Below are 14,161 nucleotides of genomic sequence, written 5' to 3' on the forward strand. Positions count from 1 at the left end.
CAAGTCAAAAAGGCTGTACTTCCTTTGATAAAGGAGTACAGCCTTTTTTGTTGTATCCAGATATTAAGCGGGTAATTGTGCTAATGGTGCCGATGATGATTGTGATGCTACTACTTTAGACGAGATCGGTGTAGGGGCTACCGCATGATCACTTTCAGATATTAATGTATTCAGACTTACGATCAGTTGTTCCAACTCACCAAAGCTAGACACCATATTCTGAGTCAGTTGATGCTGTTCTTCCATACTGGCTAGAATTTCTTCTGTAGCTGCACTAGATTGCTCGGTAAGGCTTGAGATTTCGCTAACTTCTCCGACCACTTTAGTAGATGATTGCTTCATGGTTACTGAACTATTTTCAATATCAGTAGCTTGAGTCAGTACTTGTTGAGAATTGGTATTCACATGACGGAATACTTCTGCGGCTGTCTGCACTGCATTGCGACCTTCTTGAAGTGAACTACGAATATGATCAAATCGCTCGGTTAGTGTCTTGGTACGATCTTGTAAGCTTGATAAAATAGAAGCAATATCAGTTGCAGATTGTCCGGAGTGTTCAGCTAGCTTACGTACTTCATCCGAAACCACAGCAAATCCTTTACCATGTTCACCTGCACGTGCCGATTCAATCGCTGCATTTAGAGCTAGCAAATTGGTTTGACGAGCGATATCAGAAATTCCATTTAAAATCACAGTCATGGATGCACTTTCTTCACTGAATTTTTTCATATCTTCAGCCGTGGTATCTACTTTCTCATACAGATCAACCATCTGTGTATTAAGATGCTCCATTGTGGTGCTACCTGTCGCTGTACGAGTCGCCATATGAGCAGATACTTCTTTCATCTGTAACGAATAGGAAGCAACGTCCTGAATATGTTGATCTGAAATAGCTAGCGATTCAGAGATTTCAGCGACATTGGTAGCTTGAAATTCTACACCTTTAGCCACTTCATTGAATCCCATTGTAACTTCGTTAGTGATAGAACCTGTACTGATTACTTTTTGCTTAAATTGATCGGTAAATACAGTCAAACCGTTAACTGCTTCTTTGACATGTTGTAGCATATTTTCTACTTTGGTCTGTGATTGTTCGACTTCATTACGGCGTTGTTCACTCGCTGTAAATAGCTTTTTGTTCATACGAGAAACTGTGATCAAAATAATACCTGTAACAATAAACATCGTAATATTGATAATATCGTTGAAGAATACCATAGGATCAGCTTGCGTACCTGTGACTAATTTGATGATGTAATACAATAATAAAGCGCCAAATGAAATATTATAATGTTTACTATTTGGATATAACAATAGTGGAGCAGTGACTAGAATACCTTGCACTGTACTTACAGAATCACGGCTAACATAAATGCCACTTGCGATGACGGCAACCGTGGCTACCCAGGGGATAATGTGAATCCCTTTTTTAGTTAAGTTGGCGACTGTAATCAAGCCAGTCACTAGAACAGATAATAATGTAGAAAATAGTAAATCCGGTACAAGTACTGTTAATGCTGCACTGATCGCTGTAATAGCCCACAACATATAACTTACTAATTTGTTTCTCTGCCAAATAATCTCATCATTGCGAGTCATCTATACCCATCCTTTATAATTGTATATGTAGCGACTATAGTACTATTTAATAAAAAGATACACTACTTTTATGTATAAAAATTAGTATTTATGTATACTTTTTGATTATATTTATAGTTCAAAAGTTCTACTACTAACAGTATATCGGAACTTAAGGCACAAACTTAAATAGCTAAAATGAAAAAAATAAGAAAAACAAAAAAATACCTCTCATCCTGCTAAATTCAGCACAGATAAAAGGTAGATATACATACATATGAAGTTGATTAGGAATGGGTTGAAGAACGAAGACGCTCTGCTTTTTGCATAAAAGCTTTTTGTTTGGCGGAATTGCCACAGAGTAGATACAATACCTGATCACGTTGATAATCTTCTAAGGACTGAAGCTGAGTATCCCATGCAAGAATAAGCTCATCTTTCTCCAGAATATCACCCCAGCCTTTGAGCGGTTTAGCCGATTCACTACTAGCTAACAGCACAGACATTAATGTAGGTACAAATGAGGCATCCATCCCATGAGCTTCTACTAGAGCCGCTGGATAATGATCTTGTGCAGATTGATGTTCTGTATCCACCAGTTTCATATAACGGATAAGCAGAGGGGAATAATCGGTACTGTATAGCCCTAGACCTAATATCGCATACGTTCCAGGCATCACCGATTTCTCGCCAGCTTCAACATCGTTATACCATGCGAATTCTTGCAAAGCCAATTCACCATACTCCGCAATCAAGGGATGCAATTCTTTATACTGCAAAGCATTAGCGAAAAAGCGATGTAATGCAGACTTAGCTAATCCTTTAATAGGTAAAAAGTTCTTTTGTTTACTGCTGAACTTCAGTACATATTCACGTGGGAAATCGGCACGCAAAAGATCGCAGATATAGGTCAGAGCTTCACGATAATGTGGTTCATCTTCAGCAGTAAGCTTAATCTGTATCAATTGTAAAATGTCATTAGCTTTACCATGGAAAAGGTCGGTTTTGCGTTCGCTTTCTATCGTGCCACTGCCTTGACGAAGATAACGTTGAGCTTGTTCTGAATGCAACTGAACGGCGTATTCTAGATATGTTTTCCGTTGTTCGGCATCCTGTTTGCCAATACGTAAAGCAGCATAAATAAACAACGCTAACTCTTTTTCATCTACCATAGGAAGACTTTCTGCTGATTTGAGATGTAATGTGGTGTTATATTCACTTTCAGCATCGAAATAGGTAGGTAAAAAGATTTCATTTGCCCAAAAGCGTAAAGCCATCGTAGATGTAGACTGCCAATCACTGTACAGACTTCTAAAGTTAAATAATTTCAGATCAAGCTGGTCAAATAAAGAAGAAACACGTTCTACATCGGTAGGGATAATATCTTTATTCAACATTAATTTGGCAAAGAAAAATAAATCTTTTTCCTTAGGTAATACAGGCAGATCAGAAGTTACTTTATCCTTTATAAAATGATCTAGTGCTTGTTGCAATGTTGTTAATTTGGATGTGTTGATCCATTGCTCATTATGTATATACAATTGCTCGGATTGTTCATTTTCAAATTCAAACCAAAGCTCAAAACGATAATCAAAAAAATGGCTTCCATATTCATCGGACATAAATAACGTATACAGACGTTGTTGCAGAGCAGGAGCATATTCTTCTTTGAGTAGATTAGAAGATAGTTCATCGATAGAGACTTCACTTTCCCATGTATAGGCTGAATCGCTCCAAGAAAAAGGTTCTTCAATCTCTACAAAAAAGGAGCCTTGCTTATAGCTTGCTGTTCCTTTGCGGTAACCAACTTTGAGATAATCACGTAATCCTGCTTGTAATGAATGGTATGATTTGAATGCATCGATACGTTTTTTTTCCTTCAGATATAATGACTCGATCTGTGACCATGTTTCGGATAATAAAAGTTCAATATGTGGATTCAAAGTATAACCTCCTTGATTAATCACTGATTATGATTTGCTTATTATACCATGTACCGTTTGAATGATCTTATGGCTCTCATGAATACAAAAGAAAAAGGTCTCTATGAGATATAGAGACCTTTTATGGTACTGCTTATATTACTATGCCATTAAAATGATGTCGTTTTCGGTTCAAAAACAAGATCGCTAGTATCTGCTTCATCACGGATCGCACCGACAATTTTTTCTAAAATGTCTTCCATCGTCACTAGACCTACAGTGTGACCGGATGGATCTATAGCAATCGCCATATGAACACGGCTTTGTTGCATTTTGATCAATACGTCTTTCACTGAAGAAGTCGATGGAAAATGGGGCATTTTATGAATAAAGTCAGCGACTTTGTAATCACGACCTGCGGCTACAGCCGTTAATAATTCTTTGGTATTGATAAATCCGATAAAATGATCGGGTTCGTCCAGGTCGATCACAGGATAACGAGTGTACTCATATTCATCCAGTATCTCAATAATACCTGCAAGTGGCATTTCTTTCGCCAGCGTAGCGATTTGAGCTTTAGGGATCATAATTTCTTCTAATGTACGCTCATCAAATGTAAATATATTTTGCAAATAACTAAGCTCGGTTTTGTTAATTTCGCCACTCTCGTAACTCTGATCCACAATCCAGCGTAATTCTTCTTCAGAATATACAGAATCATGACCGGCAGGCTTAATGCCAAAGATACGTAGTAACAAAGTTGCCGAACTATTCAGAATATAGATAAATGGATACATGATTTTACCAAACCAGTACAGTGGAGGTGCCAACAATAATGTCATTTTCTCCGCAAATTGAATTGCTAATGTTTTGGGTGCCAATTCACCGATAACAACATGCAAGAATGTAATAATAGATAATGCAATTACATACGAGAGCACAGTAGATAGCGCAGCAGGTACATTCAATTGATCAAATAACGGATGCAATATTTTCTCAACTGTCGGTTCACCGAGCGCCCCTAAGACTAGCGCTGTAATCGTAATCCCCAACTGACAGGCAGACAAATAATAATCAAGTTCATGGGCTACTTTTTTCGCCAGTACTGCTTTTTTGTTACCATCGGCGATCAATTGATCAATTCGAGACATTCTGACTTTCAAAATAGCAAATTCTGCTCCTACAAAAAAAGCAGTTAAGCCAATAAATACAGCTACTAAAAATAAATTTAAACCAATTGTTCCGTCCAATGATTTCCCTCAGATGAGGGATTCACCTCCGCGTGATTATAATTTTGTGAATATACGATATACTACCGATCTGATTATATTTTATTTAGTCGTACTTGCTTGATCTGTAAATGGTCTTTCTCTGTAACCGTCCAGACAGATTCGTCTTCTTCTAATTGTTCACCGACTTGCACATCGGTTCCTTTATAATGCTGAATCCAACCGCCTATCGTATCAATCTCTTCATCATTTTCAAAAGTCATCCCGAATTGCTTCTCTAACTCATTCAATAATGTACGTCCATTGATCAGATATTGATGGTCATCGATCTGTTGAATATCAGCGACTTCATCATCATCAAATTCATCCCGAATCTCGCCAACCAGTTCTTCCAATACATCTTCCATTGTAATCACACCGGAAGTACCACCATATTCATCAATAACGAGCGCCATATGAACACGTTCTTTTTGCATCCGAATCATCGCATCTTGAATAGGGGTTGCTTCTTGTACCGAAGGAAGAGTGCGTACAAACTGTTGCAATTGATGTTCTCGACCTGCCACGATATGAGGCAACATTTTTTTAACATTAACTACGCCTAAGATCACGTCTTTATCACCGGATTCTGTCACCGGGTAACGAGTATAATAATTTTCGTCCAGCGTCGCAATAATCTGTTCTTCTGTCATATTAAGATCAAGTGTAACCAGAGCAGTACGAGGAACCATAATATCGCGGGTTACCCGTTCGTCAAATGAAAACACATTTTCCATATAATCTAGCTTAGTCTGATTGATCTCGCCGCCTTGAAAACTCTGAGTCATAATAATCTTCAATTCACTTTCAGAATAGATATCTTCATGTCCAGCAGGCTTTACACCAACTGAACGAAGCAATACGCGTGAAGTACCATTCAAAGCCCAGATAAAAGGATTCATAATTTTACCGAACCAGTAAAGAGAAGGAGCAAGCATTAACGTCAATTTTTCCGAAAATTGAATCGCCAACGTTTTGGGAGCCATTTCTCCAATAACGACATGTAAAAAGGTGACTAAAGCAAAAGCAATCGCATACGAAGCAATCGAAGCTGTTGCAGCAGAAACATTTAATAGGTCAAACACAGGATACATTAACCGTTCTACAGCAGGTTTACCGATCGCTCCAAGTCCAAGTGCTGTTACTGTAATCCCTAACTGACAAGCAGAAAGGTAATAGTCTAGATCGCTTGCTACTTTTTTAGCTAAATGAGCTTTTTTGTTACCTTCTGCGATCAATTGATCGATTCGAGACATTCGAATTTTGACTACAGCAAATTCAGATGCAACAAAAAACGCAGTTAACACAATTAAAACAGCAAGTATAAGTAAATTAATGATCGTAATAATGTCCAATTATTTCCCTTAAAAAAGGGATTCACCTCCAAAAGTATAAAAAGCCTTATTCATTTGTGTTGAGCTAGCTATCCGTATAGAACAGGTAGTCTATCGAGAATATTCATTACAGCATCACTTGGCTTTAATTGAGTAACTTGATCCATTTGCAATATCGCCTTCCCAATTGGACTACCCCCTCTCTTGTTATATTCCTATGATTATATCATGTTCTTACCCCAAGCATACAGTAGCAGGTAATGGTTCTTATTTTGTCCACATTTTTGGTGATTATTGCAAAAAAGACCTCTTTACGAAAAAGAGGTCTTTGTCTATAAAATATGAATAAAATCAATCATTTAAATAGAGATAGAAATATATCAATAAAAGTAGATGAGTTCTCCTCAATTAGACTCTATAAAGGTCTTAACGATTACAGACTCGGAGAAACCATAATTTTTACTTGGTTTTTTTCTTTTAGCAATGCTTCAAATCCTTGTTCTACAATTTCATTTAAAGCGATACGTTTGGTGACTAATTTCTCAGAAGAGAAGTAGCCTTGACTCATTAAGCTAATCACCGCAGGGAAAACATCACGGTAACCGATAATACCTGTAATATTGCGCTCTTGCATGACGATCTGGTTTGGATGAATTGGAGCTTCTTTTTCAAAAATACTAACGATCATAATCTGTCCGCTCAGCTTCGTGGATTGAATCGCCTGTGTTAATACAACAGGTACACCTGTTACTTCATAAGCGACATCAGCTCCGCCATTGGTTAGACGGTGAATTTCAGCAACGACATCTACTTCAGCAGGATTTAGACCAATAGCGCCTAGAGATTCGGCTGTTTGTCGACGTTCTTCTGATAATTCAACAGCATAGATTTCTGCTGCACCGGATGCTTTAAGTGCTTCGATCACTAACAATCCAATTGGACCTGCACCGAATACTACAGCACGATCACCGACTTTTAATTGACTTTGGCGTACAGCATATAGAGCTACAGCCGAAGGTTCAACAAGAGCACCTTGCTCATAAGACACACTATCTGGAATTTTGTGAACCATATGTTCATCAGCAGCGACATATTCGGAGAAACCACCGCCACCACCAGCAAGACCTAAGAATCCCATATGTTCGCACAGATTATATTTACCTTGCTTACAAGCTGTACATTTACCACATGCAAAAATAGGCTCTACGACCACACGGTCACCAGCCTTCACTTTGGTTACACCTTCGCCCACTTCAACCACTTGTCCGGAAAATTCATGTCCCATAACGACAGGGGCTTGTTCATGAGTTAATGGATGATTTGTTCCTTGAGAAATAAAGATAGGACCTGCTGCGTATTCATGCAAATCACTACCACAAATACCACACCACTCAATTTTGATTTTTACTTTGCCTGCGGATGCTTGAGGTTCTTCGATCGTTTCTACTCTTAAGTCTTTAACACCATGCCAACGCAATGCTTGCATTTCTGTCATCTCCCTAGTCTGGATATATCATTTTAAAGTTAATTATAAAATATTTTAGGAAACGTTTCCGAAAATTATAATGTCACATTATTGACATAAAGTCAAATGGTTTAGCGATAAAAAGTGATGATAATCATTGAAAAAAGAGATTCTTTTTTCATAAGAATAATCTTTATATGAGATTATATTAGATCAAAGGAAGAGTCCGATAGCGAAATAAGATCATGCGGGTAATGCATTATCCCTTGATACAACTTGTAGATCAGACTGCATGATATAATGGATGTAACTGATGAAAAATTTCAAAAGAGTATGGAAACGATTCCGGTAAGGAAGGACGATCTAAAGATGACTTCAAAAAAAGTAACGATAGAAGATGTAGCCAAGCAAGCGGGAGTCGGTATTGCTACCGTATCGCGGGCATTAAATAACAGTACAGGGATCAGTCAAGCGACTAGAGCACGGGTACTACAGATTATTGATGAAATGGGTTTTACACCGAATACGTCTGCCCAAAGTCTCAAAATTCGTCAGACCCGTCAGATTGCGCTTGCGGTACCCGATATTCGTAACGCTATTATTCCTGATATCGCATGGGCAGTTGAACAAGCGGCAAAGCAACATGGGTATCGTGTGGTACAGATCAATACACTTGGAAATGCCAGACTGGAACTGGAAACGTTACGTGACATCAAAAAGCTTCATGTGGATGGGTTAGTGATGATGCCACTCGCTTATCCCAAATCACTGGAAAGTCTTATTAATCGTGCAGGTCTCCCGATATCGGTTATTAATTATAGTAAAAAGCTAAGCTCTGATCTCAAAGCCGATATTGTAGGTCTTGCCAAGCAAGAAGGCAAGTTAGTGATGGAGCATCTGATTCAGATTGGACGTACTCGAATTGCTTATGCAGGCGCACCCAAAGACAAGATTGAAGAACGTTATCTTGCTTATGAACAATCTGTGGGGCAGGTCGATGCTTCACTTGTTTATTTTGGCGAAGATTTCACCTTTGAGACGGGACGGCAAGCAGCGAATTATTTTTATCATCTCAAACATATGCCTGATGCAATCTATGCTGTAAATGATATGGTAGCGATCGGTATTGTGAATCGTTTCAAAGAATTAGGGGTGCGTGTTCCTGAAGATATCGCTATTGTAGGAATCGATAATAATTTATGGACAACGATCACAACTCCGCAGATCAGTTCAGTCTCGATTATGGGCAATGAAGTAGGCAGATTAGCCGCAGAACTATTACTCAAACGTATTCAGTCACCTGATAGAACTGAATATGACCGTGTCGAATTTGAACCTCGTTTAATTGTGCGTGAATCCAGTGTAGCGTCGCATCATTATTCTCATATCAACAAATCTAGTGATGTATAAATTTTTTGGTTACTTGACGAAACTTTATATTTTAAATATACTAACTTACATAAAGTAAATAAATGAATTTGTACTTAAGATAACAAATTATTTTATTTTGCTGAATGTAATATGAATTGCATACGTTATTGATTATGATGAATAAAGCAAGTTGATTACAGATCAAAAAATAATGTGAGATACGATGGAGGTTGCGCTTATGAAATTTCTAGTTACTGGAGCTACAGGTCAATTAGGTTCACTGGTTATTGAGCAATTATTAAAAACGGTTCCTGCTAGTGATGTCGTTGCAAGTGTACGTGATCCGAAAAAAGCAGAGCATTTAAGCGCTCAAGGTGTAGAAGTAAGAGAAGGCGATTTTGCTCGTCCAGAGACATTATCTTCCGCATTTGCAGGTATCGATAAATTATTGATGATCTCAACTTCGCCGGGTAATCGTGTAGCAGAGCAACAAGCTGCAATCGATGCCGCTAAAGCGGCAGGTGTTAGCTTTATCGCATATACGAGTGCACCGAATGCTCAAGAAAGTACATTCTTTTTAACAGAAGATCATCGTCAAACTGAAAATGCGCTAATCGCTTCAGGTATCACCTATGCCATTCTACGCAATAACTGGTATTTGGAAAATGAAATGGGTACGATTCAAGCTGCATTACAAGGTGCTCCGTGGTTAACATCTGCTGGAACCGGTAAAGTAGGCTGGGCGATCCGTCGTGATTATGCAGAAGCAGCAGCTAATGTGTTAACTCATGAAGGTCACAATAATAAAGTCTATGAATTGTCAGGTCCATTATTAACACAAGAAGAATTAGCAGCGATCTTAGCTGAAGTCAGTGGCAAAGATATTCCTGTTCAACAAGTGGATGATGCAACTTATGAACAAGTAATGAAAGAAGCTGGCGTACCTGTAGACGCTCTTCCATTTGTAGTTGGTATTCAGACGGCGATTCGTCAAGGTTCACTAGCTGTAGACAGTCAGGATTTCCAAAACGTATTGGGTCATCCGAATACACCACTTAGCGAAGGATTCCGTGATATTTTGAAGCAAAGCTAATTTAAATAATTAATCGATTCCAACACATAAGTCTGCTGATACAGTGAATAATGCTGTAGAAGCAGGCTTATTTTTTGATAGCTATGATACAATACACAAAAAAGTAAGATGAGCTTAAAAGATACTAAAGTAGTCAAGCTTATACGAATGATCGTGAGGGAAATCGTGATGTCAGGTAAAAAGCAGTGGATTGTACAATGGAAATCAACACAAGCATTAACCCATCAATGGATGTCGATCGGGGAATATCATTCTTTTATACATCCAGCATTCATTCTTATTATAGATGGACAGGCCATCTGGAAAATCAACGGTGAACGTGTTCAAGTGTCATTCGGTCAATTAATTGCAGTAGAAGCATACTCGTTGATCGAAGTGCTTGAAGGAGGTCAACTTGATTTGTCAGGTTGGTGCCTTGAATTTAATACATATGGTATAGCAGATAATACCCCCACTTTGACTGAATACTCATGGTCTGTTCCTGTAGAAGGAACGTATCAGAAAGTACAATTAACAGGGGGAATACTAGCCAATATTAGCCAGCATTTGAGTCAAGAAGAAGCAGATCAACAGTACGAATTATCTATTAAGCATCCCTATATGATCTATGAATTGCTTAATTATCTGTATATGGACAGGATGCATCAACCCGATGATCAACAGACATTGACTCAAGGAATCATACGTTCTGCTGAATATATGCAGACTCATTATGATCAAGTGATTACCCGTAAGCAGTTATCAGAGATTGCAGGAGTAAGTCCTTGGTATTATTCACGTAAATTTAGTGAGCGATTCGGGAAGTCACCGCTAGAGTATCTAGCTTCTTTTCGTATGTATCGAGCGCAAGAACAACTGATCTTTACACAGATCAATTCACAAGATATTGCCAAAAAGTCGGGCTTTGAAGATACGCATTATTTTAGCCGCCGATTCAAGCAGTTGGTTGGTGTTTCGCCAAGTCTATATGCTGACAGCTTGTCATCACGCAGAATAGTCTGTCTTTCTTCTACCTGTGCAGACATTATGATTCACCTTGGTATAATCCCTTATGCGGTGATTGTTACTCCGATTCTTTTGGCTCCCCATCAGTTCAAGAAATTCGAAGCCCATGCTGTGAAAATGGTAGAGATCGCGCAGTATGAGCAAGATATTGGGCAGATTCAGCAATTAGAACCTGAATTGTTGGTTGGCAATGTCTGGTCTGAAGAGGTGAGACAACAGTTACGTGCTATTGCCCCTTTGATTACAAGCTTGAGTATAGATGTAATGACATTACTGGAACAATTATCGTCTGTATTTAACAAGCAGACAGAAGCTCAGCAACTTCAAATCCAGTTAGAACAAGAAATAACTATCGCCAAACAAGCGCTACAACCGATCATTAACGCCAAAGCGACTATTATGGTTTTACGAGTAGAACCGTTTGGATATCGTTATCTTGGTGTAGATGCAGTGGGGATTGCCCGATTATTGTATCATCAGTTGGATTTGAGTGCGCCAGAGGTATTACAAGAAGGTAAAGCATGGTTCAATCCGTGTACATTCGATCTGTTGCTATCAGCCAATCCTGATTATCTTTTTATAGAAAAACGAATTATAGAGCAGTTCAGTACAGAAGAGAGCATGAACAAGTTAATAGACAGTGATGTGTGGCAACAGTTAAAAGCTGTTCAGCAACAACAAGTATTTGATATGGATACAAGGCTGTGGGTAGAAGGACGTGGAATCCAAGGATACACGATGATTTTGGATGAAATAACGACTCATCTTAACCCTACTTCTAAAAATAGTGCACAATAATTCAAATCAATACGCACGATTCCCCATGTTAGGAAGAGTTATTGTCTGATACTATATGATAATAATAATCATTATCATATGAGGAGAGATACATTTATGTCGCGTCGTTTGTTAAGTTGGGGAATAATCTTGATAGCATTTAGCGTGTTGATGTCCGCTTGTTCTAGCGGTTCGAATAAAGAAGCAAACACAGCAACAGCTACTGAACAAGCTACAGCAACCAAAGTAGTAAAAGATTATTTTGGAGAAGTGACTGTTCCTGAAAAGCCTAAAAATGTACTGGTGCTTAGCTCGATCTATGCAGAGTATTTGATTGAAATGGGTGTTCCACCACAGATGGTGATTTTTGTACCGGAAGTAGAACCAGATTATCGTGCTCCTTATTTTGAAAAAAATGGGATTCAAATGATTGAAGCCGAGCAGTATCAATATAATTATGAACAATTACTATCCTTGTCTCCTGATCTAATCGTAGGGATTGGAATAGGTATGGAGCCTGGCACCTATGAAGAGTTATCTAAAATTGCACCAACAGTAGCGATCAATGCAGATAGTGAAATGAAAACAGCTATGCCTGAATTAGCTAGTATTTTTGATAAAACAGAAACGTCCAAACAAGTACTAGCAGCATTCGATGCCAAAGCCAAGCAAGCTAGAGAACAAATTCAGCAGGCGATTGGCGACAAAACGGTATTGATTCTACGTGTAGAGTCAGAGCGTTATCGTGTGATGGGACCCAAAGCGGCGAATAGTAGTGCATTCTTTTATCAGACATTAGGTCTACATAGCCCTGAAGCGATCAAAGACTCTACCGATTGGTTCTCTCCTATATCACTGGAAGCTTTACCTGATATGAATCCCGATTATATTTTTGTCGAAGATCGTATTTTGAAAGATCACGATAATACCGAATCAATGAAAAAATTGAAAGAAAATAAAGTATGGGCAAGTCTGACAGCTGTCAAAAATGATCATGTATTCCCGCTCAAAACCAGTGACTTTGTTCATGGAGTAGGACCTGTCGGTTCTGTGTTATTGATGAATAACGTCGTCGAAAAGTTGGTGAAATAAGATGAATCCTATCGAACAGCTTGATATTTATGATATCACCATCATTGGCGGCGGCCCTGCGGGGATGTATGCTTCTTTCTATAGTGGAATGCGAGCAATGCGTACTAAGATTATCGAAGCCAAACATGAACTCGGTGGCTTTATGCGTACCTATCCTGAAAAATTAGTATGGGATGTAGGCGGCATTGATCCAACTCGTTGCGAGAACATTATTGATTCGCTTGAAAGACAAGCCAAAACATTTGAACCCACTATTGTATTTGGTCAGGAAGTGGCTCACTTGGAACGGCTTGAAGATGGAGTACTCATGCTTACTTCCAAAACAGGTGAACGTCATTATACACGGACTATTGTGTTGTGTATTGGTAGAGGGATGACTCAGATTCAGAAGCTAGATATCCAAGGTGCCAATCAATATGAACTGACCAATCTACACTACACGGTAACCGATCTTTCTCGATTTGCGGGTAAACGCGTACTGATCTCCGGTGGTGGAGATTCAGCAGTCGATTGGGCAAATGAATTAGCAGGGTTAGCCAAAGAAGTCACTGTTGTGCATCGACGAGATGAATTTGGAGGACATGAACAACCTGTTGCACAAATGAAATCTTTTGCTAAGGTATGCACACCTTATCGTATAGATCATCTGCATGGTGAACAAGATAAAATAGATAGTGTGGAAATTGCGCATATGCATACGGATGAGCGACAACATATTGAAGTCGATGAAGTCATCGTCAATCACGGATACGATCGTAACTTTGGTAATCTAATGGAATGGGGCCTAGAGCGGGAAGATTACGGTGTATCTGTGGATGCACGTATGCGTACTAATATTGAGGGCGTGTTTGGTGCAGGAGATTGTATCACATATGGAAGCAAAGTCAGACTGATCGCAGGCGCATTTAACGATGCTGTGCTTGCAGTAAATGCAGCCAAATTGTATCTAGAACCGGATGCTTCTCATATGGCAGGAGTCTCTTCTCACAATACACGTTTTTATGAAAAAAATAAAAATGTGAGTTCGTAAGTTAGCGTAGCAATTACAGTGTGATGATGGATGAAGAAGTGAGTATACCCAATAACGATAGACCCAAAATAGCATAGAACAATAATCTAAGTAATTATAAGCTAATTAGAAATAGAAGAAAATAAACGAGCTAATCTGTAACGACTATAGATTAGCTCGTTTTTTTAGTGAGTAAAAAAAGTGAATATTAATTTCTTAATAGAGTCGAGATCGAATGAATGGATAG

Annotated in this window: 10 protein-coding genes; 5 read left to right on the forward strand and 5 right to left on the reverse strand. The window is 38.7% G+C overall.

The features are described from left to right. Window positions 1–63: 63 nt before the first annotated feature. From PaeCFBP13512_RS12650 to PaeCFBP13512_RS12670, 5 genes are all read right to left on the reverse strand, one after another. Window positions 64–1,599, reverse strand: coding sequence for a methyl-accepting chemotaxis protein (locus PaeCFBP13512_RS12650; RefSeq protein ID WP_137223467.1), 1,536 nt, complete (start codon window positions 1,597–1,599; stop codon window positions 64–66). Between the two features lie 266 nt (window positions 1,600–1,865). Further along, entirely contained in the window at window positions 1,866–3,521 is a 1,656-nt protein-coding gene (locus PaeCFBP13512_RS12655) for a DUF6138 family protein (RefSeq protein ID WP_137223469.1), read from the reverse strand. A 149-nt stretch (window positions 3,522–3,670) separates the two neighbouring features. Next, window positions 3,671–4,750, reverse strand: coding sequence for a hemolysin family protein (locus tag PaeCFBP13512_RS12660; protein ID WP_069329969.1), 1,080 nt, complete (start codon window positions 4,748–4,750; stop codon window positions 3,671–3,673). Between the two features lie 74 nt (window positions 4,751–4,824). Further along, complete coding sequence (locus PaeCFBP13512_RS12665) at window positions 4,825–6,123, reverse strand: hemolysin family protein (protein WP_137223471.1); 1,299 nt, start codon at window positions 6,121–6,123, stop codon at window positions 4,825–4,827. A gap of 412 nt (window positions 6,124–6,535) precedes the next feature. Next, window positions 6,536–7,588 carry a 2,3-butanediol dehydrogenase gene (locus PaeCFBP13512_RS12670; protein WP_069328396.1) on the reverse strand — a complete coding sequence of 351 codons (1,053 nt, stop codon included), beginning with the start codon at window positions 7,586–7,588 and terminating at the stop codon, window positions 6,536–6,538. A 348-nt stretch (window positions 7,589–7,936) separates the two neighbouring features. On the opposite strand from PaeCFBP13512_RS12670, the gene PaeCFBP13512_RS12675 reads away from it, so the two are divergent. The 5 genes from PaeCFBP13512_RS12675 (at window position 7,937) to PaeCFBP13512_RS12695 (ending at window position 13,935) form a co-directional block, all read left to right on the forward strand. Further along, window positions 7,937–8,977 (forward strand): LacI family DNA-binding transcriptional regulator, encoded by a 1,041-nt coding sequence (locus tag PaeCFBP13512_RS12675; RefSeq protein WP_137223473.1) that lies wholly within the window; start codon window positions 7,937–7,939, stop codon window positions 8,975–8,977. A gap of 199 nt (window positions 8,978–9,176) precedes the next feature. Beyond that, complete coding sequence (locus PaeCFBP13512_RS12680) at window positions 9,177–10,031, forward strand: SDR family oxidoreductase (RefSeq protein ID WP_069328394.1); 855 nt, start codon at window positions 9,177–9,179, stop codon at window positions 10,029–10,031. A gap of 108 nt (window positions 10,032–10,139) precedes the next feature. Then, entirely contained in the window at window positions 10,140–11,834 is a 1,695-nt protein-coding gene (locus PaeCFBP13512_RS12685; RefSeq protein WP_241669365.1) for a helix-turn-helix domain-containing protein, read from the forward strand. Between the two features lie 96 nt (window positions 11,835–11,930). Further along, the gene (locus PaeCFBP13512_RS12690; protein WP_137223475.1) at window positions 11,931–12,905 is read left to right on the forward strand and encodes an ABC transporter substrate-binding protein; all 975 of its coding nucleotides are present in this window, start codon (window positions 11,931–11,933) and stop codon (window positions 12,903–12,905) included. A gap of 1 nt (window position 12,906) precedes the next feature. Next, window positions 12,907–13,935: an NAD(P)/FAD-dependent oxidoreductase gene (locus PaeCFBP13512_RS12695; RefSeq protein ID WP_137223477.1), complete on the forward strand. Its 1,029-nt coding sequence runs from the start codon at window positions 12,907–12,909 to the stop codon at window positions 13,933–13,935. Window positions 13,936–14,161: the final 226 nt, after the last annotated feature.

The organism is Paenibacillus sp. CFBP13512, from assembly GCF_005233705.1.
Lineage (GTDB): Bacteria > Bacillota > Bacilli > Paenibacillales > Paenibacillaceae > Saccharibacillus > Saccharibacillus nuruki.